Origin of the sequence: Thalassoglobus sp. (assembly GCF_048270125.1) — a bacterium.
Taxonomy (GTDB): Bacteria; Planctomycetota; Planctomycetia; order Planctomycetales; family Planctomycetaceae; genus Thalassoglobus.
In genome coordinates this window covers 234982-257966 of the sequence record NZ_JBLWTN010000003.1, presented here as the reverse complement: position 1 = coordinate 257966, position 22985 = coordinate 234982, and the positions used below count along the sequence as shown (strand labels likewise).

The window sequence follows — 22985 nt, the reverse complement described above, 5'->3', positions numbered from 1 at the left end:
CCTTCGTTCTTTGTGCATTCCCAATGTTTGTAGTGCCCGTGAAGATCGCTTTCGCGATTGCATCGGCTGCTCGCAATGAGGCAGAACGCAAAACAGTGTTTGGAACGACTCCGATCTAGCCCTGCTTCCTGCTTATCGTTTGAAATTCTTGATCGCGTTGAGGCGATAGACACCATTGGTCTCTGACGATGTCTCCAAGTCCACAGCCGGTGGGGCTGGAGCGGGAGGTGTTGTCGGCTCAATGACCTGCGGGACAATGATTTCTCCCGGTGGCATATTGATCGGAACGCCTTGGTACTCTTCGCCTTCGATGTATTCTCCGGTCTCGAATGGAACTCCCATCAGGGGACCGTGAATCTCTTCAGCTTCTTCCTGGAAGAAGTGAATCCGGTTGGCTTCAACCTGTTTGATATGCTCTGAGACGGAGCTGTTATGGATCACTCGCGGAGTCAGAAAGATCAGCAGCTCGGTACGTCGGGTCGCTTGTGAATCAAACCGGAACGCTTGCCCGACAAACGGTAAGTCGCCTAACCACGGAACTTTTCGTTCGAGAACATCTTCCGTATCGGTGATCATTCCCCCGAGGACAATCGTCTGACCGTCTTGAACTTTCACGGTCGTTTGAGCAGTCGAAATATCCTTGACCGGAGCCGTAATCACAGTGCCGGTTGTGATATCAGTATAAATTTCTACCCCTTCATCAGTATATTTACTTTTCTCTGCGACCACTTCCATCACGATCTGTCCCTCGGGACTGATTCGCGGGGTGACAGTCAAAATGATCCCGGCAGGATCTCGAAGAATTTGAGGAGAAACTGTCGTCTGAGTTTGTGTGATCCCGTCAGTCACTGGCACGATCTGCCCCACCTGAATTTGGGCAAGCTGATTATCCAATGCCTGAATCTGCGGACGACTCAAAATTCGGACAGACCGTCTGGCTGCCAAAGCACGAATCAGAACGTTTACGGAATCTGAACTTGCTGACAGGACCAGACCTCCGTAACCGAGGTCACTGTTTGTACGCCCCAGTGAGAAGCTGCTCAAACCCTGCGTACCGACGTGAGCTGGCTGAGCCAATGGACCGTTATTCCCACCAAGGGGCTGGTTGTTGTAATTGAACCCGGGTGTTGCTTCCTGAGAAACAATTCGCGTTGCGGTTGAAGTCGGATTTCCCTGATTATCGAAAATGGTTTCCGTAATCGTCAGCAAATTATCAATCACACTTCGCTGGAAGAGAATCGGATCTTGAAAGCCAAGCTCAACCCCGAACTCGTCGGTGTTGTCGAGTGCGACTTCAACAAGCAGAGCCTGAATCACAACCTGAGCCGGTTCTGCATCGAGTTGCTTCGCGAGGGCTTCAATCTCTTCGAAGTATTTCGGCGTGGCACTAATCAGCAAGTTATTGGAAATCGCTTCCGGTGTCACAATCACTTCCTGGTCAAGAAGCTGGCTGGTGCTGATCCGAGTTGGATCAATCGTGGCCAAATCTCTTTGTGATTGCAGGAAGACATTGATCGCCTCAGCAACGTCCGCAGCCGGGGCATTGATGAGCTTGATCACTTTTGTCGTTCGCGTCCGAGGATCAGTGGCATCGAGTCGATAAAGCAGATTCTCGACAATAATCAATGCATCCGCTCCCCCCGTGGCGACAACACTATTCGTCCGAGAATCCGCCACGAATTTCAACGGTAGCAGCGAACTCGACGTATCAGTCGCACCAACAAGTTGAATCCCGGACGAACTTTCATTGTTGTTATTGTTGTTTGTGTTTTCTTCGAAGAGACTTGTCAGCATTTCGACGGCGTCGATGGCGTCGGCGTTTTTCAGTCGGAAATACTTGACATCTGCAACCGCACTACTTGGGCGATCGAGAAGTAGAATCAATTCTTGAATGAGCGGCATACTCTGAGCCGGAGCGGTCACCGCCAGGCTGTTGGTTCGTGTTTCAGCATTGAAACGAATATCGGAGAGTAATCCAGAACGTGCGAGCTGCTGCCCATCTTCAGCCAGAAACTCCAAGACAACGGACTTCGGGTCCGTTTGCTGTTGTTGCCCCTGCCCTGTTTGTGTTTGTCCCACAGTTGAGGCTCGAGGATCGCTGACACTCTGAATCGCAGAGTTCAAAAACTCAGCCAATTCATCCGCGAGCGCACTCTTGAGCTTGAAAATTTTCATCTGGTTGACAGAGGCTGCTTCATCGGCATCAATTTTCTTAATGACAGCAGCGATCTCGCTGAGGTCGCGCGGCCGTGCTTGAACGATGACAGAATTCGTTCGTGCATCGGCTGCGACCTTCAGCCTCGTCCCCAGCCCAACCTGCTCTTCATAGAATCCTTCGAGAATCGTAACCACGCTAGATGCTATGGCGTGTCGAAGTCGGAAAACTTCGACTTCGTGATTCGGGTCGACGGGTTGATCCAGCTCGTCCGCGAGTTGCAAGATCGCTTCCATTGTATTCGATGGAGCCAGAATCAAGATCGCATTCGGAGAAACAACAGGCACAACATTGACGCTCGCTGCTTTCTGCTGAGCGTTGTCACTGCGAAGTTCTGACAGTTGCTCGTAAACATCGTTCATCAACTGTGCGAGTGATCGAGAATCAACATTCTGCAATTTCAACAAATGAATTTCCGGCAGACTTCCCAAGGCCAACTGCTCGATCCGCTGAATTACCTCCATGACCGCATTCACGTCCCCTGCGTTTCCGCGCAGGATCAGTAAATCGAGATCATCCAAGGCTTCAATAGTGACATCGCCCTTCAAGTTCCCGACAAGATCAGGGGAGATCCCTCCACCCCCGGGAGCTGCCGGCATTGGATTTTCATTTGGAGAAGGAACAGGATTTTGCAAACCAGGTTGTGGCTGACCCTCAGCTTGAGCGAGCATTGGACCGTCTGCCAGAGGATTGACGTTCTGTTGTCCTCGTGGGTCTGCTCCGAGAATTTCAGACCGTTGCCGCGCCTGACTGATCATCCGCAACGGTTGCTGCAACTGCTTGCCAATTTGTGCAGTGGTACCATTTCCGGAAACGAGTGTCGGAAGATCGTTTCCTGTCAGAGGATTGACATCGATCCGTTGAACAAGCAACTTCAGGCCCTGCTGAACATTTGCAGTCGCCGTGACCAACAAGCGGTTGCCCGCCGTATCGATCTCGATGGCGAATTGCGTCTCACCAGCATTGTCGTCCTCCATCGCATGAGTGACGATAAAAGCAGGTAATCCGTTCGGTCCGGCATTTTCAAGTTGTGAACGCGATTTGAATGCTTTATGAATCTGTTTGGCAATCTCCAACGCAGGACGATTCTTTGGCGAAATCGTCAGCGTCCCAACCTCGGCAGGAGCCGATTGCGATTGCTCTTCTTCGAATCCGGCTCGCTGAATTAAAGATGTTCCGCGAGCAAAAGTGTCTGGCCTTTGGACTCTTGTGTTTAAAGTTTGAACAGGGCGCGTTGGAACATTCTCTGCAGGACTGACCCATTGCCCAACTGGACGCGCTGGCATTTGCTGAGCGACTTCCGGGATTTGTCGTGGTTCTTCCGGACGATGTTCTACCGGACGTGGCTCTTCCGGGCGGGGTGCCACTGGACGTTGGTATTCCGGACGGGATCTCCGGGACTGCATCACAGTCAGATATTCATTCTTGACGTGAATCCGGAACCCTTTAGGTTCAAGCTCCCGGTTCAAAATTTGGACGGCCTCTCTCCGCGCATGCCGACTCCAATCTCGACGCGAATATTTCCCCGGTGGAACATCGTGCATTACGAGTGTGGACCCGGATTTCTCAGCCAGGTCGTGCAGCACTTTGGACCAGGGAGTAGAGACATAGTTCAAACGGATATTACGAGATTCCGATTTCTCTCGATCCCAAGACGAACTCGATTCTGCCTCAGCTTCGGCCTTTTCAGCAGCGAACTGCGAATCCTGAGAATAGGCATCCAATGTCCACGCTGAAGCTGCAAGCAGACAGCAGGCAGCAGGAGTCGCCAGATGTTTCCGCCAGGAGAATGAAAAAAGTCGCATCTTGTGACTTTCGAATATTAAGGCCAACCTATTCCGCGCGTGGTCACTCCGCATCTTCTTCCAGAGCGGCCATACAACCGGTACTATCGGTAAAGTCTACGCATCTTATTGAGCTTAACTTTTCCCATATCTACATAGAGTGGCAATTCATGTCCCTGCAATTACCAGAATGAATCGGCAAGAATTGCCGGAGTTGCCCCCCTCAGCCTTCACTTCCGTGAGCCAGTTGACCATCAATAGACCTACACATGTCCTGAGCCAGCCGATACGCTTCACAAAGATTTCCCAAATCAACAGTGGTGCTCTTTCACACGAAACCCACATTCTGCTCCTGGTCTTCAAGGCACGGACCGGGAGTCGCCTGTTCAACCTGAATAACGGACCCTCGTAACATGGACGATCGATTCCACGTAAGACGAACGAACTTGCGAAGAATGATGAGTCAAACAGGCCTGGAAAGCCTCCTCATCACAGCGGAGAAAAATGTCTCCTATCTCACCGGATTTACTGGAGATAGCACATGGCTGTTAGTGACTCCGGATTCAGAACTGCTCCTCAGCGACTTTCGATACATCACCCAGCTTGAAGAAGAGTGCCCCGGAGTCGAGCTTCATATTCGAACTTCGAAAACAAGAATGACCGACGCACTCGTTGAAAAGGTGCAAGAGCGAAATCTCAAGATGCTGGGCTTTGAAGGCCATGTTCTTACGATCGAAGTTTTTCAGGTCATTTCGCAGGCACTCTCCGGCATTGAGCTTGTCCCAGTGAGCTGGGAGGTTGAAAAACTCCGAGCAGTGAAAGATGAGGCAGAAGTTGCAGACATCCGTGAGGCAGTCGACCTCGCAGAACAGGGATTCGCTTACTTACTCGAAATTCTCTCTCCCGACGCAACAGAACAATTTCTGGCATACGAGCTCGAACATGCCGTAAGAAACTTTGGGGGCGAAGAACTCAGCTTTCATCCGATCGTTGCTGTCGGTGACCGTTCCGCCCTGCCCCATTACCGCCCCGGAAAACTGAGGATTGCCGACTCTCCAATTCTGCTGGTCGATTGGGGAGCACAAACTCATTCGGGCTACAAGTCAGATTTGACCCGCACGATGCTCACTGCAGAATTCAACGATCCGCAGTTTGAAACAGTCTACAAAACTGTTCTGGAGTCCCAACGACTCGCCATCGAGAAAATAGCTCCGGGGGTTTCCTGCCATGAGATCGATTCTATCGCACGGGAATACATCAAAGATGCTGGATTTGGAGACTATTTTGACCACGGTCTCGGTCATGGAATTGGGCTCGATATTCACGAGCTTCCCCGTTTTTCTCAGAGTTCTGACTCACTCTTGGAAGCTGGAATGGTTGTCACAGTGGAACCGGGCATCTATCTTCCCGGCTGGGGCGGTGTGCGGATTGAAGATGATGTGCTTGTCACCGAGGGCGGATGTGATGTATTGTCTTCCGTACCAAAGGATTGGGACAACGTCCACGTTTACGTTTAGAACCTTTCCGAATTCCGACGCAGCAGGACTTTCTCAGTGTTTGAGAGGTCAAAATCAAGTTTTTTGGATTATTTACTCTAACAATACCTGTGCAAGTGATCGAAAATCGAGTGAATCACAATATCATCAGCAGTCTTGTTAGGGCTTCTTAGTCCTGAACATTTCCTTCATGATTACCCGACCAGTTCGATCGGTGTGAAAACTGAAGAATTCAATAGTCACCAAGTGTTATTTGTCGAGGAAGAATTATGGCTCGCGAAGCGAAGTCGGACTCAACAGGATTCGATATCGACGGGCTGCGGCAGTTGATGGAACTCATGGAGAAACATGAAGTTACTGAACTGAAGCTGCACCAGGGAGAAGCAAAATATCTCCTTCGTCGCGGTCCGCAAGGTGTCGTGTCCCTCCCTGCAGCAGCTCCGATTGCGACTCAGGCTCCCCCGATCGCAGCAACTCCTGTCGCTGCGGCATCGAGTTCAGCCGGAGCAGACGCTCCCGCTGCAAGCGATGGTCTTATCGAGATCAAAAGCCCAACCGTGGGAACATTTTACCAATCCCCCACTCCTGGTGATCCTGCGTTCGTCAAAGTGGGAGATCAAGTCACTAAGGAAACAGTTGTCTGCATCGTAGAAGCGATGAAAGTTTTCAACCAAATCCCTGCTGACACATCAGGAACCATCGCCAAGATATTGCTCAAAGACGGAGACCCCGTTCAGTATGGGCAGGCTTTGTTCCTTGTGAAGCCCAACTAAACTGACTTCATTCGTTATCAAACGCTGCGTTGCCAACGACCAGCGTTTCAAACACACATCGGCACTCTTCTGTGCCCGACTTTTTAGGGGTCTATTGACGCCATGTTTCAGCGGATTCTCATTGCCAATCGTGGCGAAATCGCACTTCGAGTCATTCGTGCCTGTCAGGAAATGGGGATTGGAACTGTTGCCATCTTCAGTGAAGCAGATCGCGGTGCCCATTATCTGGATCTCGCCGATGAAGCGATTTGCATCGGTCCCGCTTCTTCGACCGACAGCTACCTGAAAATCGAGCACATCATTGCTGCCGCCGAATTAGGTGAAGCACAGGCCATCCACCCCGGATATGGATTCCTGGCTGAGAACGCTGACTTCGCGGAGCAGTGCCGAGATTCCGACATCGAATTCATCGGACCTCCGCATGAAGCGATGCGTAAACTGGGCGATAAGGTCGAAGCACGGCAGATCGCGATCGAAGCCAAAGTCCCCGTTGTCCCGGGCAGCGACGGACTGATCACCAGTGATGAAGAGGCTTTACGTGTCGCCAATGAAATCGGCTACCCCATTCTCATCAAAGCGACAGCAGGAGGAGGCGGAAAAGGAATTCGTCCGGCATTTGATGAATCAATGCTTCTGACTGAACTCAAAGCAGCCTCTGCAGAAGCGGAGAAAGCATTCAAAAACGCGGGAGTTTATATCGAGAAGTTCGTGCAGAAGCCTCGACATGTCGAAGTTCAGGTGATCGCCGATCAACACGGAAACGTGGTTCACCTTTGGGAACGCGACTGCACCATGCAGCGGAAGCATCAGAAACTGATTGAAGAAAGCCCTGCCCCGAACCTCCCACTTGAGACCCGCGAAAGCATTTGCGAAGCCGCCACACGGCTGATCAAGAATGCCGGATACTATAATGCAGGAACTGTGGAATTCATCGTCGATGAAAACAATGACTATTACTTCATCGAAGTGAATGCCCGTATCCAAGTGGAGCACCCTGTCACCGAGATGGTCACGGGAATCGACCTCATCCAACAACAAATTCGCGTCGCTGCTGGTGAGAAGCTCTCCTTTACTCAGGAAGAAATTCTTTGCAACGGATGTTCCATTGAAGTCCGCATCAACGCAGAAGACCCGGATCAAAACTTCCGAGGCTGCCCTGGACTCATTGAGGATTTAAGAGTCCCCGGCGGTTTGGGAGTCCGTTTTGATTCACATGTTTATGCTGGTTACACGATCAGCCCGTATTACGACTCGATGATCGGGAAACTGATTGTCCATAAACCAACACGTGAAGAAGCAATCGCCTGCCTGCTTCGCGCGCTCAATGAATTCCAGATCGACGGCCCCGGTATCAAAACGACGATCCCACTGGCCAAGAAAATTTTGAACCACCCTGTTTTCAAAAGTGGTCAAGGCGACACGAAATTCGTCGAGCGTACCTGGTAAGCTCGAACCTGACATGAGAACTCCAGCTGCATGAAGAACTGATCAAAACCTGAATCAGACCTCTCAAAGACTGAGAGAACCTTTCATAACAGAGGATTTCAGAGAGGTCTCAACAATTCCAGCAAGAACATGATTCTTACTGGCTGAACGAGACTCTCTCTGAGTCAGGACGTCTCACTTGAACGCTTGATTGCCTAAGCTGCCGGTTCTAGGATGTCGCGCCGGAAGCCCCATTCTATATTGTTCACCACGCATTCCGCGTGAAACGCTTGCCCCAACATCAGGAGCCTTTGATATGAAAGTTGCATGTTTAACGGGTGGAGGAGATTGCCCAGGATTGAACGCGGTCATCCGTGGACTCGTTCGGACAATCCATAACGCTGGCGGCCAAACCATCGGCTTTCTCGAAGGTTGGAGAGGCGCTATCGAAGGGAACTTCGTCGAGTTGGACCCGATGAGAACAGATGAGATCCTGCCTGTCGGTGGAACAATCCTCGGCTCCTCAAGAACCAACCCATACAAAGATCCGGGCCTCGCTGAGGAAGTCGTCAAAACCTTCAAAAAATTGGACCTCGACTGTCTTGTCGCAATTGGTGGCGATGACACACTCGGTGTTGCGAGCAAGCTTTACAGCGACTTCAACCTGCCCACGATCGGTTGCCCCAAAACAATCGACAACGATCTCAGCAGCACCGATTTCACTTTCGGTTTCGATACATGCCTGAATACCGTTCAGGATGCCGTTGACAAACTCCGCACAACTGCAGAATCACACCGACGTGTGATGGTTGTCGAAGTGATGGGACGTCACGCTGGCTGGATTACCTGTTTCGCAGGCATCGCCTGTTCTGCCGATGCGATTCTGGTTCCAGAAGAAGAAGTGAATCTCGACACTGTCTGCCAACGGCTCATGGATCGACGCGCTGCCGGGAAAACTTACGGCATCGTGATGGTCAGCGAAGGAGCCAAGCTCAAAGGCGACCAGTTCATTACCAAAGATGCAGAAGTTGATGATTTCGGCCACGTCAGCCTGGGTGGAATTGGAAAACGGGTCGCGAAACAGATCGAAGAGAAAACCGGTATCGAAACTCGCGACGTCACACTCGGTCACCTCCAACGTGGTGGTTCACCAAGTGCGTACGACCGTGTTTTGGGAACAAGACTCGGGATTCACGCCGCTCGACTGGCCAACAAAGGTGAGTTTGGCAAAATGGTCGCACTTCGCGGACTTCACATCGTCGCAGTTCCACTTGAAGAAGCTGTCGGCACCATGCGAACACTTTACCCAGAGTTCATGGACGAAGCTCGCGAGTTCTTGATCTAGAACATCTTTCGTGCTTCATATTCTCGGAGAGTGCTAATTGGAATCTTGCAATCTCCTAGAGGCTGAACGCATACATCACTCTCAGAATGTGTGAGAGTCGAAATCCAGCGATTCGCCGGGTGTCGACTGATCACAAAAATCAAGCCGCATACTCGTTTTTGAGTATGCGGCTTATCTTATAGATTTATTCGAATTGGTCTTTACGTTCTACTTCGTGGCGACCAGTCTGCGAAGTCATGAAAGTAATCTTCATCACGGGCACGAGAAGGATTGAAAATACCCTAAAATAGTCCGTAGCGAACAATGCAGTAGAGGGCGTTGAAGCCGTCGCGGACACCGATCTTCTTGCCCTGCTCGTATGTTCGCCCATTGTAACTGACAGACATTTCAAAGATACGACACCCCATCTTGGCAACCTTGGCGGTCATTTCTGGTTCGATACCGAATCGCTGCTGTTGCAGTTTCGGCCAGAGAGCCTGGATCGTTTCTCTATTGAAGACCTTGTAACAGGTTTCCATATCGGTCAGATTCAGATTGGTGAAGCAGTTTGACATGAGTGTCAGAAACTTGTTGCCAGCGTAGTGCCAGAAGTAGAGTACGCGGTGTGGCTGATCACCGAGAAAGCGACTCCCAAAGACAACATCTGCTCGGCCATCCACAATCGGTTGCAGCAACCGAGGAATTTCTGATGGATCATACTCGAGATCGGCATCCTGAATGATGACGGCATCGCCGGTCGCCTTTGAGAAGCCGGTCGTGACGGCGGCTCCTTTGCCTTTATTGACATCATGAAAATGGACCGAGATCGAGTTGAGTGGATCATCCCAGTCTCGTTCTGAGTACTCTTTCAACAGTTCACGAGTCCCGTCTTGGCTGCAATCATCGATCAACACAATTTCTTTGCGAATCGGCACTTCACGCACTTTATCAAGCAAATCCGGAAGCGTATTTCTTTCGTTGTAAATTGGAATGACGACGGAGAGTACAAAGTCGTCCGGGAGAGCATAGATCCCGAGTTGCCGGCAGCCAGCTTCTCCCAACACATTCTTAAGTGTGTTGTACCATTCCTGTGAATAGGCTGGTGCGTCTTCGTGAAAATTTTGCTGGTTATCCATGATCCAATTCAGTCTCGTTTCTGGAGATTTCAGCTGTCAGGCCCAATCAAATATTAATCTTGTACTGGGTTGTCAGTGCGTTCTTGGCGATGCCATCACTTCCTACATTTTTGGTCGCTGAACAATTCGGCTTTCTAACAACCAGTTTATGCTTTACGAAATCGACCTGTTAGAGCATCTTTCGAATTGGTATACAGGTTCTTCTTCGTGGCGAACAGCAATTTTATTGATCAAACACGTTCTTCACAGGCACAGGGTAGAGCAAACTGCTCTAGGAATTGCCCTGAAGTAACTCGCGTTCTGATTTGGTCTGTACCTGCCAGAGGACTCATTCAGCTTATGAATGTGAACCGGTCTTGATCCGGCGATTTTGCCCAAACGGCCGATCCAAGAAAACTGTATCGGCACAGGACCTTGGCATCGACCCGCAGGTGGATGTATTTGCCCAAATCTACTCGAAAAATTCGTTCAAAGTGAGTCCATTTCAATAAAGGGGGACAGATACCTAACGGGACTCTGCTAGTAATCTGGCTGCTACAACCTGAAATGATTATGACGGTAGTCGTTGAAGGCGTAGAACACCAACGATTATACTCGAATCCAACCGCAGAGGAACTCAGAGAAACGGAGCTAACTACGTACTGGCTCTCACTTGCTCAACCCACTGAATCAACTATTGGATTGGTTTTCTAAAATGGAACACGTTGAATATCAAACAGTTCACTCTGGGAAAACTCCAGTAGACTGGGCAATTCGCAGAGGCCAATTCAAAGAGGGGCTTTCCGCAGGCGTGGAAGTTGTCGAAATTCAATCTGGTGACTTCTCATTCCATGTTTTTCCGACGCGTGGAATGGGGGTCTGGCAGGCGAAACTGGGCGATAAGAGAATCGGCTGGGATTCTCCAATCCGCAACCCTGTCCATCCCGCTTTCGTCAACGCCAAAAGCCGCAACGGTTTAGGCTGGCTTGATGGATTCAATGAACTGATGTGTCGCTGTGGCCTCTCTTTTAATGGTCCTCCCGGCCAGGATGAAAAAATGGCCAGCTCAATCGAATCTGATTTGACGCTCCATGGAAAAGTGGCCAACATCCCCGCTCACTCAGTCAAGTTTATCGCTGACGAGAACGGAGAAATCGGCGTTTCTGGAATTGTCGATGAGACGACACTCTTTGGCCCACAGTTGCAGTTGACGTCTCGAATCACGATGAAGCATGGTGAAAAAGCATTCACGATTCGGGATCAAATCACAAATCTGGGATCTGCTTCGACCGAACTGGAAATTCTGTATCACACAAACTTCGGAAGCCCCATTCTGGAAGAGGGCGCGAAGTTGACGATTCCGGCGTCGCACGTTGTTCCAAACACTCCACGATCCGCAGAGGATGTCCAGGAGTATCAAACCTATCTTGCCCCCACCAAAGGTTACACTGAACAGGTCTACTTCATCGAACCGCTAGCGGATGCCAACGGAAAATCAGTTGCGTTGCTGGAATCCCGAAACGGCGACTATGGCGTGAGCCTGGAATTCAAAAAAGAACAACTTCCCTGCTTCTCACAATGGAAATGCACACAGGCACTGCAGGACGGGTATGTCACCGGATTCGAGCCGGGGACAAACTTCCCAAATTTCAAATCGTTCGAACGAGCACAAGGACGCGTGATCGACCTGCAACCAGGGGCAACCTACGATGTCGAACTCACGCTGGCAGTCCACCCAGATTCAAAGGAAGTAACAAGCATTCGTGACCGAATTGCAAAGATCCAGGGAGACACGACTCCTGAAATTTGCCCGCAACCGATCTCGCCATACTCCTCGATCCGCTAAGGCAAGCCAATCTGGCACTTATGTACAGCCGTATGACGAGCAGTCTTAGAGGTCCTGAAAGTCAACTTCACGGGCGTGTCACCCATTCGAAAGACGCTACAGAACCAGTCCGAAAACTTACAGAGTGGTCCTTATTTAGTGCTTGAAAGAGCGAACTCGGATTTCAACATCGATTCTCGATGCGTTCGTAATTTTAGTCTCCGCGAATATGCCTTTCTTGTACTGAACAAATGATTTCCCCGAACCGAAGGGACAAAACTGTTCTGGAGGTCATGCTGTTTGAGTAAATTGGAGCACTCTTTGACGAACTCATGAGACGTGGTTCGATCTGTTATTCAGAGTGGACGCGGCACGAGTCCAGATTCGATAGTCTGCACAAATGATTGAAGCTGCTCAGGCGAGACTGTTGCTCACGGCAAGTGACGAAGAGTTGACCGGACTGGTCGAACTCATCGCATTTGTTGGCTTGGAAAATCCAGTTGACGGACTTCTCGGACTGAGATCGATCGCTGAGTCGCCTCAACAGTTGAAGTCGCTTGGAGAAATTCTTCCATCCCTTTTGTACTCATTGTCCGAAACAGCCGATCCCGACCGATCTCTGCGAAACTTTCAAAGGTTTCTCAACGCAATTGACAACCGCGAACAAATGATTCAAGCGTTTGTTGAAAATCCAAGATCGATCGAAATCCTGACGCGTCTCTTTGTTGGAAGCCAGTTTCTCACCGAGATTTTGTTACGTCATCCTGAGTATCTGGATCGTCTCACGCAATACAAACGTCTTGCTGAGTTTAAAAGCCGAGAGGACTTTCTTAAGGACGCTGACGCAAGTCTTACAAGCACTGATTCGCTCGATGATTTAAAAATCCATTTGCGGACATTTCAGCAATGGGAAATTCTACGGATTGCTGCATGTGACACGTTTGGTTTGATGGACCTGAAAACGGTCACGTTGCAGCTTTCATCGCTTGCAGATGCGATCGTGCAAATCGCCTTGAAAGAAGTTTTGCGAATCCAACAACTGAACGCTCCCGACTTCACAGTCATCGCCTTCGGGAAACTGGGGGGCTTGGAACTCAATTACAGTTCTGATATCGACCTCGTCTTTCTTTGCAAAGAGCAGCCTGATCGGCTCGCCAGTATCGGCCAGAAACTGATACAGGTTCTTTCAGATTTCACTCCCAAGGGATTTCTCTACCGAGTCGATATGCGACTGCGACCATGGGGAAATTCTGGTCCTTTAGTAACAACCGCTGACGCCTACTCAGCTTACTATGAAAAAAATGCGGAGTTATGGGAGCGACAAGCAATTCTGAAATCCAGAACGATCGCAGGGAACATTCAGCTGGGCTATGAAGTTCTTGATCGTGTGAAGAAAGAGGCATTCAACGCAGATCCGGAAGTGGTCCGAGAGTCCGTCCGGGCGATGAAGGACCAAATCGAAGAGAAGGTTTCAAGTCAATTTCGGACGCGACACGGCGTCAAAGGTGGGCCAGGGGGAATCCGCGATATTGAATTTCTTGTCCAGTATCTTCAATTCATTCATGGAAACGAAACACCGCAGATTCGTCGAGTCGGGACGCTGGAAAGTTTGATCTACCTTTCCGAAGCAAACTTGCTTCATGCTCAGGAATACCGAACCTTAAGCTCCGCTTATGTGATGCTGCGAACTGTCGAACACTCTCTGCAGTTGATGCATAACCAACCCGAATACTTTCTGCCAGAGTCGATACGTGAGCTGAACTATCTGGCCCGTCGACTCGACTTCCCGAACTCAGAATTATTTCTGGAGAAGTATGCAAACCAAACAAGAGCTGTCAAAGAAATTTTCGACAAACATATGCGGCAACAGAGTGAACCGCAGGCATCTGTTCCTCAAATAGCCACAACACCTTCGATCAACTTATTGCATGAACCGAAGTCATTCGATGCCTCTGCTCTTCAGAAGCAGTTGAGCGACTCCAACGTCGTCGCGATGGAAATTCGATCGACGGGGGAAGATGAGCACGAATTATACCTCGTCGGCTACGACCATCTCGGCGAAGTCCCTATCTTTTGCGGGCTCTTACTCGTCTATGGTTTTGACATCATCTCCGGAACAGCTGAAACGATTCGCTCTGCTTCGACTGAACGACCTGTCTTTGTCAATCGCTTTCGTGTTCGAGCAACATCCGGACAATCGCTTCAAGAGAATGACGTTTGGAGCCGGTTTAAAACAGAACTGAATGCGTTGCTCAAATATTCACTCGCTGGAAATGTTCTTGCTGCTCAGAAACAACTGGTCCAACGGCTCGCTGAAACCATTCCGTCTCAACCAGATCTCTCCGAACCATTACTGCCTGTGGAGATTTCTATCGAGCAAGATGAGGAATCGAATTCGACAATTTTAAATATTCAAGGTGAAGATGTCCCGGGGTTCTTGTTCGAATTGACCAACGCCATTTCCGTCAATGGGTATTCGATTAATCGAATGACTGTTGAATCTGATGGCATACATGCCATTGATACGCTTTGGATTGAAGAGCCAAACGGAAACACTGTCCTTGATGAGGTTCAACGAAACCACCTTCGCACAACGATCGTCCTCATCAAACATTTCACACATTTCCTTCCACATGCCCCCAACTCTGAAAAGGCACTCCTTCACTTTCGTGAATTGTTGAAGAACCTTTTTGAGCAAGAGGACTGGATTGATCAAATGCAACGCCTTCAACAACCGGACGTGTTGAAGGCGATCGCAAAGCTCCTGGGGTTCAGCGATTTTCTGTGGGAAGATTTTCTGCGCTTGCAGCACCACAATTTGTTTCCAGTCGTGACAGATCTTTCAGGACTGCAACACCCAAGAACCCGAGAAGAGTTATCGGAAGAACTATCAGAGAAAATGTCAGAAGTTGCGCCAGCTCAGAAACGCGAGGTTTTGAATGAGTTCAAAGACCGGGCCATGATGCGCGTCGACATGCGGCACATTCTCGAATTGCAATCTGAGTTTGGAATGTTCTCACGAGAACTGACAGCTGTTACCGAAACAGTCGTAGAAGCAGCTGTCGAGCTCTGCCTGTCCGAACTTCATTCGAAATATGGTCGCCCGAAAAATGACCGGGGAGAGGAATCTCTATTCTCTCTTTGTGCTTTGGGAAAATGCGGAGGATCCGAACTTGGCTACGCTTCTGATATCGAGTTGATGTTTCTCTACGATCACGAGGGGCATACAACTGGTCCTCAACGGATCTCCAATGCGGAATTCTTTCAGCGACTCGTCGAACAATTCCAGAAGACGATTTACAGCCGAGAAAAAAGAATCTTCGAGGTTGACCTTCGACTGAGACCATACGGAAATGCGGGAAGTCTGGCTGTCTCCCAAAAAGTATTCGAGAACTATTTCCGCTTGGATGGACCTGCATGGCCGTATGAACGACAGGCTTTGGTCAAGCTGCGGCCGATTGCCGGGGACCAGCTTTACGGTAACGACATCGTCGAACTGCGAGACCGACTTATCTATACAGGTAAGCCCTTCGACCTCTCTGCGATGCGAGCGATTCGAGAAAAACAAATTCGCCAACTTGTGAAGCCGGGTACGTTTCATGCCAAGTTGAGCCCGGGAGGGTTGGTCGATTGCGAGTATCTGGTTCAGGGACTCCAGATGACGTTCGGACATCTCTCCAAGGAGATTCGCGAACCGAACACCCGTCTGGCGATGAAAGGGTTGGAACAACAGGGAATTCTCACATCAGATCAGCGAGTCAAACTTCGAGACGCCTACCGGTTTTTAAGGCGACTGATTGACGGAATGCGAATGGTTCGCGGAGACGCCAGCGACCTGACGATTCCGCATCACGAAACGGAGCAGTTTGAGTTTCTCGCTAAAAGGCTGGGCTTCAAACAGGCGAACCTTCATGCCGAAATTGAACAGCAAACTCGCACGGTTATCGATTTCATTTCGCAATTCGAACAGTTAATCGGCTCCGTGAATCGACTCAGTTGAAAACCGCGACTCCAAAGAGGATCGTTGAGAGTAAAAAGACAACGGTGAGTGCGTGGTATCCGATCCTTAAGAGTGACGTCGTCAGAAATGGTTTGGCCTCCAGCACTGCCTGAAGCGACAGGCGAACTCCCCAGAAAAGCATCCCGTAGGTACAGAATGCTTTTGCGAGCAACGATCCTTCGGCCAGATCATTCGCAGCCACAATGCAGATAACGCCTAAGGTCACAATCCCTAAAACCACGTATCCGCCATACACATAGAAAAGTTGACGATGCAGTTTCGGAAGGAGAGCCAAGTCCTCTTTCCAGCTGAGTTGAAATGGAACAAGCGCTGATGCGAACAGAACACCCAGTTGAAGAATTCCAAGGACAACAAACATTTGACTGGTCATGATTTGGTAGCTCCTGGAGCAAATTCACGATTGGCCTGCAGCCATGTCGCTCTATCTTGAGTAGTCGTTTACCTCCCCCGGTGACTCACCGAGGGCTATATCTAGAGCAGTTTGCTCTACCGTGTGCCCGTGAAGAACGCATCTCTCTAGTAAAGATGCTGTTCGCCACGAGGCAGAACCTGCAAACCAATTCGAAAGATGCTCTAGAACTGGTCCTGAAACGTGAAATTGCTCTCTCAAACGTTGAGGAAAGCGGCTATTCCAGAGGTTTTCGGACTGGTTCTAAACTGAACACCAATTCGAAAGATGCTCTAAAAATTCCCCAAGTCGCTCAACATGGGAATGATGACATTTTCCTGAAACGGGAAATGAACCAGCAACGAGACCGGCAACAAGACTGTCAATGCGGTGAACAACCATCCGGTCCAACCGCGATTAAGCCCTAATGTCTTCCCGAGGCGGGATCGCTCAAAGTTCATCGCCAACGCCTGAATCAAAAAATAGAGAGTCGGCAATCCGTAACCTCCGTGGGCCGGTATTGAAACCACGAGATCGTGAACCAGTCCACTAAAGAGGAAGGTTGCCCAAAGTCCGAGTTGCGTCTGTTTACTTCTCACGAGTGGGTAAAAGATGAATTCTCGCGAGAGATCACGGAATCCGGTATTCCAACGACTCCAGAAATCGGCAACGCCCGTAGCGCGCCATGGCTCATTCATTAACGACGTCGATGCATACCCTGCACTTCTCAACGTCAGTGAGAGTAAATCAAGAAGACCGAAATGGAGTATTAAAACGATTCCGATCATCCCGATTGCAGCTGACAAAGAACGCTGTTCCTCGGGAATCGCAGGAACGATCACCGCAACAAAGAGGATTCCGACGAAGAAGAATGTCCACGCACAAATCCACTCAATCCAACCAGGCGGATCTACTCTTGAGCGGTCTGACAGAAACCGTTTGGCGTTGAGTCCCGGTTCGAAAAACAGGTAAATGAGTGACTTCTTCCAATTGCCTGCAGGCTGGGCTCGCATCCAGGTGAGAACTTTACAAGTCCCATACACGACGACTGCAATCGACCACATGAAAACCCAATTTGGAATCAGCAACTTTGTGCTGAGGTTGATCGCCAAAAAGGTGATTAAAGCGAAAGCGAATACCGCGATCGTGATTGGAGCATTTTTAAGGCGTGTCCTGCCCACGAAGTTCTCTTTCATCACTTCACAGACTCCTCGCCACGAGGCAGAACGTAAAGACCAAGATTGAATTTGCTCTGGCGGGCCGCTTGCTCTCCTTGATTTGCTCGTTGCAGTCCACATCGGTTCCCTTTGACAGTTTTCGCGGACGAGTGGGAAGCGATCAAATATCGTTTCGCCCACTGCGTCGCACTTCTTCTATGAAAACCGTAAGAAAGGGGCTGGGTTCACAATGTTTATTTCGTTTATTTCCTAAAGGTTTCTTTCCCAAAATATTGAAAACGAACGACTCGTGCTGTCTCATGGTTCTATGCGAACTCCAGTTTCCCTCAGCCACTGCCGTTCAATCGTGCTGGGGAGGAGTCTGGCTGATTTCGGGTTTGCGCCCGTCCTGAATTTGATCGATCTTCTGAGTGATTTTCTGAACCTCTTTCTCGTCGAGATGCAGGCCGAAAGTGAGTGAGAACTCCCGCGTTTCCCCCGGAGCCAGTTTCGGAACTCGGCCGAACTGACGTTCGACCCGACGATTGAACGGGAAGCACGTTCCGGGCTCGAGGCCGGTGACGTAGCCATCTGCTTTGGCGGTCGTGTTCTTCCAGATGGTGAAGTAGGGAAGCTGCTTCGTCTGGTAACTGATCGATGCTGCTCGTTGGCCACTTTTGCTTTTCAGGCAAACGGTTGTTTCGCCTTCTGCATTTGCAAATAGTTCAGTAAGAAAAACCTGCTCGCTGAATCCCGGAGTTGGAGCGGCGTACGTCGTATAACTCTTCAGCCCGGCGATGGCGGTTTCGTTCATCGGTGCGAGAGACTTGATCGGGGCAAGCAGTTCGGCTCCCTCTTCCAACAGAGGTGCCCCATAATTCGTATGGTAAATGAGCATCAATTCCTGATCGCCAGCGCCTCGGTTGGTCACCCAATCAGAAACTGTAATTTCCTGAGAACCGGGGATTGTTGAAATCTCGGTGACGAGTTCGAGTTTGGGACCAAAGAACATTCGCTCATGAACAGTGCCACGAATCGTAATTCGATGCGGAGCTTCTTTCTGAATTCGCAATTCCACCTCGGAAGCAGGGATGTTGCCCACTTTACCATGCAGCGTCAGTTCCATCTCGGCCTCGGCTCCCGTGTTGTCGACGAACTTATCGGTTCCCGGATGACCGGCAAACTCCAGCCCGCAACGGACCATCCACTCATTGAATCCATCGAGCCATCCGAGTCCGCCACGGGTATCGAGATCGACAAATTGAGGATGGACAACCTCTTTAACAGGGGATTCCCAACCGAGTCTGAAATCTCCAACCTGCATGTCAAGAATGCTCAGCCCACGAGTCGGGATGATGCGAATTTTCATCTGCCCGTTGTCGAGAGTAATCAGATCGACCCCTTCCTGTTTTCCGCCTCGCAGGATCTCCTTGCGAACTCGCCATTTGGAATCGGCAGCCACGCCTCCAAAGTCTTTGGGCGATAGCGTTATCGAATCGACGTATTGCTTCTCAGCGGTGTTCGTGATTGTAAATCGGTGAAAGTCATCCGCAGCATGACAGGCCGAATTCATGACGAAGATGCCGAAGAAAAGAAACGAACTGACGCACAGAGACGATCGGAACAACTGCATGGAAAACCCTCAACAAGAACGAGTGAGAAAATCGGCTCCATCATCTCTTGCGTCTCTGAGAACTGCAACGTTGTGGCCCGAGAACCTGCTATTGTTGAAACGCTCTCACCGGGATGATGCACACTCTTTTGCTGTTTCGCTACCATACTGCCGAGACTGCCAACCAAGAATCTTCAACACGATAATAATTATGAACGCCCCCAAAACGATGTCGCTGAAAGAACTTCAGGAACTGATTCAGAAAATGTATTCGACTAAGGACGAGCAGCGCGGCATCGACGGGACGTTCATGTGGTTGATGGAAGAGGTTGGCGAATTGGCTGCGGCGTTGCGAGAGGGGACGCCTGAAGAACTTGCGAGAGAGTTCGCCGACGTGCTTGCCTGGCTGGCTACGATTGCAAACGTTGCCAACATCGACCTGGAACAGGCTGTCATCGAAAAATATGGCAACGGATGTCCGGGATGCGGAGAGATGGTTTGCAACTGCCGGATCGAAGAGAAACCGTAACGGAGCCAAATTATTAATCGCGAATGCAAAAAGCACGCTTTGCAAAGCGTGCTTTTTGTGAATTGATCGGCTCTGTGCAAGCGTTGAACCGCTTAATTGAACTTCCAGCCGTAACTTTGCAGTTCCAGGGCGAGAAAGATGCATCCAGTGATAAGTGATGCGACTGCCACAAACAACAGGCCAACGTAAATGTCTGGTGCTGCGTCTTCTCCACGTGCCATGATTGGACTCCCGATAAAGATTGAATTCAAGTGGAAATCGGATCTTCGATCCGGGGAATAGTATTTGAACTGATCCTGAAATTGCTCTCTCAAGCGTTGAGAGAAGCAGCTATTTCAGAGGTTTTCGGACTGGTTCTAGTTCGAAGAAAGGCTGACTGCTGGCTGCCCAAGTTTGGATGTGACAGTATCGCTCTTCTGAATGATGCCGTTCTTTGCTGGCAGGATGACACGTGCAACAGAGGTGTTGGGTTCGATATCAACAACTCGAACACGTCCAAGCCAATCTGATGTTCCATCATCATTAAGTCGAATGACATCGAGTTCATGGCTGACGATCAGTCCGTCGTCGCTGCCGATCGAGAGCTGGACAAATTCAATGCGATTGGCCCGGTTCTTACTGACTTCGATGACCAGACCTTCGACTGGTGGCGGAGGAAGTTTCATCTTCTCGACCACATCAGGATCTGTTTCCAGATTATGTGCAGCAACAACACGTTCTAAGTAAGCTGTTTTCTCGAGCATCTTGTCATAGCGAGCACGCAATTCTTCAAGATTGACGTTACTGGTAAAGACCTGATCCTGAAGATCGCGGTTTTTTGCAGACTCGGTGTCCAAGGCAACGCGGAGCTTATCGTTTTCGATTCGCTGCTTCTCTGCTTCCTGTTGTCGGAAGACAGCTTCCTGTTGCTTGGCCATGGAAAGACCAGTTTGCTCTTCGCGTTGAGTTTCTTTCTTCTCAACTTCGATCGCCAGACCTTTGTTCTGGGCATCCAATGTTTGGTTCAATGCCTGGAATCGATCTGCTCGAGCTTTTTCTTCGGCGAGTTTCGTCGCATGGTCCTGTCGAGCAAGTGCGAGCTCTTGCTCGACTTGTTGCTTGGCAGTCTGCAACTCATTCTTTTGAGTCTGTTCTGCGACATACTTGGAGTGCCAGTTCTGGTGCATGGAGTACACAGCTCCAGCAAAGGCCATAAACAGGAGGCTGAGAACCACCTGAACGACTACCAGAATTTTTCCGACGTATGACATTTTTCACTCCGAACGTGATCTCTGAGGAGAAACTCACTTCAATATCTGCACAAATCCTGAAACTTGATGATGGCTTCTCAAATTTTAAGCGAAGCCAGTGTTCAAAATTTTCAGTCGAGCTCTATATCAATTACTGTGGCTTTGGATTGTATTCTTTGGTCAAAAGCTGATTTCGTTCATCTGCACGAATGAGAAGTTCGTTCAGTTGGAAATTGACGTCTTGCAACTGGGCGCGAATTTCTTTCAGTCGAAATAAATCGGCTTTTAACTCTTCCACCTGTTGACTCAATCGGAAAATATCTTCCCGACGTGAGACAACCTGTCGTTCGATTTTTTGAGCCTCTTCCGCCATCGATGTGACCTTCGACGTAAGGTCACTCTCCTGCTGGGTCAGGTCGGCAATCCGAACTCGCAGCTTATCAATATATGCCTGTAGCGCTTTATCGTCGACTTCCTGCAACTTGCTGAGCCGCTCATTTCGAGTTTGCAGAATCGGTTCTCTGGCTTGCAGCTCCTGAAGTTCTTGCTGCTGCTTCTGATAAACTTCGTCCATCACTTTGCTGAGAACTTCAGGTAAGACTTTGGACGTCGCAACTTGCCCCCCGTCACTTCCACGTGTCGCAGTCCAGGATGGATCCGCTCCGACAGAACGGGAAATCTGGTAATCCTGGAAATACGGGGCATCCATGACGTCTACCCAATCGGGACCGCCAAAGGTCGTCGCGATGGCGAATCCGACAAAGGAAAGACTGGCGACTGCCACAAAGACAGCGAGAATTTTGCTGATTTTCGTCATGCCAGAGAGTTACCTGATTGAATGCTGGACGAAAAGGAGTTTAAGGAATCTTTGATGCGTTCACATCCTCCAGAGCTCGAAATCTCTGGAGATCGCTGCGTGACACCATGAAACATGGTCAGAATTGGAATAATAAGATGTTTCGTGATAGTACGACTGCGAAAATCTAATTGTCAACGAGTTTAAGGTATTCCATGTGAGATGTTTCTTCCTGACAAATCACATCGAAGCTCGAACTGATCAGCTGGAATTCTCGAAAAGAGAACTCCATATCGACAGTTTTCGGCATTCATAGACCAAAGTGGAGACAGAAGTGCCTGAGTTTCGACGATGACGCAGAGTCGATGGGAACTGAGAGTGACTGTATCGATTGTACGACTTAAGGCTTTCAGGAATTACGGAGGATCGTAGCCAGGCCGACTAAATGGATGGCAACGACAAATCCGAAGAAGACCTTTGGTCGCTCCGCGGATTGCTCCGTATTTCTTGACCGCCTCAATAAAGTATACACTGCAAGATGGCTCAAATCGACATCTTCCTCCCAGGAAAGGACCTAATGTGATCTGGTAGCCTTTCACAGCGAGGATTAGCAGAAATGAAGGAAGTTGGTAGAGAATCTTCACAAGACGATCCCAGAAGCCAAGGTTGTCGATTTCAGATTTCCTATTACCTTTGGACCGCTGGCCTCGGCTTGATGACAAGTCGCGAGTCCACACCACACACAGTGCCCAAAATCAGTGGCAATTCTGGCATCAGTGAGATCCGCAACTCCCGCAGCCCCCTCCACCACCACTCGAAGGCATCGCCACAGGCCCATCTTCACCAACTGGTTGGACTTCGATAATGCCCAATCCGGCAGCTGCAGCCTGCAATGCCAACTTTGTGCATTCGGGACCACGTTCGTTCAAGACGTACAGAATCTGCTTTTCTCCATCCAGTGTCCAATCGATATCGATCAGCTGGAGATCAAGCCCCCAGTCTTCAATCCGTTGGTACCAGTCGTCGAATTCGGCCTGAACTCGTTCTCTGAGAATCACTTCCTGTTGGCAATCTGCTTCTGTTTTCAAACGTTGAATCTGAAAACTCGGCTCAACCACTTCCACGCCAGGTTCTACCGGCGGCTTGATGAGCTCCAACACTTTTCCGGGTTCCAACCCGCGATGAGTCTCGACAATCACTTCGTCATCCCGACGAATCGTCAACTCTGCGGGAATTCCGGCACGTGCGACTTCAGGAACCGCACCATAGCGAACAAGGGCAACGTTCATGTTTGAG

Annotated in this window: 17 protein-coding genes; 7 read left to right on the top strand and 10 right to left on the bottom strand. The window is 49.8% G+C overall.

The features are described 5' to 3' along the window. Positions 1-132 precede the first annotated feature (132 nt). Positions 133-4020, bottom strand: coding sequence for a secretin N-terminal domain-containing protein (locus ACN0YR_RS05410; protein ID WP_417848172.1), 3888 nt, complete (start codon positions 4018-4020; stop codon positions 133-135). A 392-nt stretch (positions 4021-4412) separates the two neighbouring features. On the opposite strand from ACN0YR_RS05410, the gene ACN0YR_RS05405 reads away from it, so the two are divergent. From ACN0YR_RS05405 to ACN0YR_RS05390, 4 genes are all read left to right on the top strand, one after another. Next, entirely contained in the window at positions 4413-5516 is a 1104-nt protein-coding gene (locus ACN0YR_RS05405) for a M24 family metallopeptidase (RefSeq protein ID WP_417848171.1), read from the top strand. A gap of 248 nt (positions 5517-5764) precedes the next feature. Then, positions 5765-6268, top strand: a complete 504-nt coding sequence (gene accB / locus ACN0YR_RS05400) for an acetyl-CoA carboxylase biotin carboxyl carrier protein (RefSeq protein ID WP_417848170.1) — start codon at positions 5765-5767, stop codon at positions 6266-6268. Between the two features lie 102 nt (positions 6269-6370). Further along, entirely contained in the window at positions 6371-7714 is a 1344-nt protein-coding gene (gene accC / locus ACN0YR_RS05395; protein WP_417848169.1) for an acetyl-CoA carboxylase biotin carboxylase subunit, read from the top strand. A 295-nt stretch (positions 7715-8009) separates the two neighbouring features. After that, positions 8010-9038 carry a 6-phosphofructokinase gene (locus tag ACN0YR_RS05390; protein WP_417848168.1) on the top strand — a complete coding sequence of 343 codons (1029 nt, stop codon included), beginning with the start codon at positions 8010-8012 and terminating at the stop codon, positions 9036-9038. 281 nt (positions 9039-9319) lie between these two features. Here the strand turns inward: ACN0YR_RS05390 and ACN0YR_RS05385 are convergent, their stop codons facing one another. Next, positions 9320-10153, bottom strand: coding sequence for a glycosyltransferase family 2 protein (locus ACN0YR_RS05385; RefSeq protein ID WP_417848167.1), 834 nt, complete (start codon positions 10151-10153; stop codon positions 9320-9322). Positions 10154-10847: 694 nt separating this feature from the next. Here ACN0YR_RS05385 and ACN0YR_RS05380 point away from each other — a divergent pair. Together ACN0YR_RS05380 and ACN0YR_RS05375 are read left to right on the top strand one after the other, a co-directional pair. Next, on the top strand, positions 10848-11978 hold the full coding sequence (locus tag ACN0YR_RS05380) for an aldose 1-epimerase family protein (RefSeq protein ID WP_417848166.1): 1131 nt from the start codon (positions 10848-10850) through the stop codon (positions 11976-11978). 379 nt (positions 11979-12357) lie between these two features. Beyond that, positions 12358-15957: a glutamine synthetase adenylyltransferase gene (locus tag ACN0YR_RS05375; protein WP_417848165.1), complete on the top strand. Its 3600-nt coding sequence runs from the start codon at positions 12358-12360 to the stop codon at positions 15955-15957. On the opposite strand, the gene ACN0YR_RS05370 is transcribed toward ACN0YR_RS05375, so the two are convergent. The 3 genes from ACN0YR_RS05370 to ACN0YR_RS05360 all read right to left on the bottom strand — a co-directional run bounded on the left by ACN0YR_RS05370 (position 15950) and on the right by ACN0YR_RS05360 (position 19156). Next, positions 15950-16348: a hypothetical protein gene (locus ACN0YR_RS05370; RefSeq protein ID WP_417848164.1), complete on the bottom strand. Its 399-nt coding sequence runs from the start codon at positions 16346-16348 to the stop codon at positions 15950-15952. The two genes, ACN0YR_RS05375 and ACN0YR_RS05370, sit on opposite strands and share 8 nt — an antisense overlap. 311 nt (positions 16349-16659) lie before the next feature. Continuing rightward, positions 16660-17562 carry an MBOAT family protein gene (locus ACN0YR_RS05365; RefSeq protein WP_417848329.1) on the bottom strand — a complete coding sequence of 301 codons (903 nt, stop codon included), beginning with the start codon at positions 17560-17562 and terminating at the stop codon, positions 16660-16662. A gap of 322 nt (positions 17563-17884) precedes the next feature. Beyond that, a complete protein-coding gene (locus ACN0YR_RS05360) occupies positions 17885-19156 on the bottom strand; it encodes an aldose 1-epimerase family protein (RefSeq protein WP_417848163.1) in 1272 nt (423 codons plus the stop codon). A 190-nt stretch (positions 19157-19346) separates the two neighbouring features. Here ACN0YR_RS05360 and ACN0YR_RS05355 point away from each other — a divergent pair, with 190 nt between their 5' ends. Further along, the gene (locus ACN0YR_RS05355; RefSeq protein ID WP_417848162.1) at positions 19347-19664 is read left to right on the top strand and encodes a MazG nucleotide pyrophosphohydrolase domain-containing protein; all 318 of its coding nucleotides are present in this window, start codon (positions 19347-19349) and stop codon (positions 19662-19664) included. Positions 19665-19756: 92 nt separating this feature from the next. Here the strand turns inward: ACN0YR_RS05355 and ACN0YR_RS05350 are convergent, their stop codons facing one another. The 5 genes from ACN0YR_RS05350 to ACN0YR_RS05330 form a co-directional block, all read right to left on the bottom strand. After that, positions 19757-19885 carry a hypothetical protein gene (locus ACN0YR_RS05350; protein ID WP_261341963.1) on the bottom strand — a complete coding sequence of 43 codons (129 nt, stop codon included), beginning with the start codon at positions 19883-19885 and terminating at the stop codon, positions 19757-19759. Positions 19886-20020: 135 nt separating this feature from the next. Next, the gene (locus ACN0YR_RS05345; RefSeq protein ID WP_417848161.1) at positions 20021-20914 is read right to left on the bottom strand and encodes a hypothetical protein; all 894 of its coding nucleotides are present in this window, start codon (positions 20912-20914) and stop codon (positions 20021-20023) included. A gap of 130 nt (positions 20915-21044) precedes the next feature. After that, positions 21045-21710: a hypothetical protein gene (locus tag ACN0YR_RS05340; protein ID WP_417848160.1), complete on the bottom strand. Its 666-nt coding sequence runs from the start codon at positions 21708-21710 to the stop codon at positions 21045-21047. Positions 21711-22105: 395 nt separating this feature from the next. Beyond that, the gene (yidD, locus tag ACN0YR_RS05335; RefSeq protein WP_231739810.1) at positions 22106-22333 is read right to left on the bottom strand and encodes a membrane protein insertion efficiency factor YidD; all 228 of its coding nucleotides are present in this window, start codon (positions 22331-22333) and stop codon (positions 22106-22108) included. 129 nt (positions 22334-22462) lie between these two features. After that, complete coding sequence (locus tag ACN0YR_RS05330; protein WP_145195114.1) at positions 22463-22978, bottom strand: hypothetical protein; 516 nt, start codon at positions 22976-22978, stop codon at positions 22463-22465. Between the last annotated feature and the right edge of the window lie 7 nt (positions 22979-22985).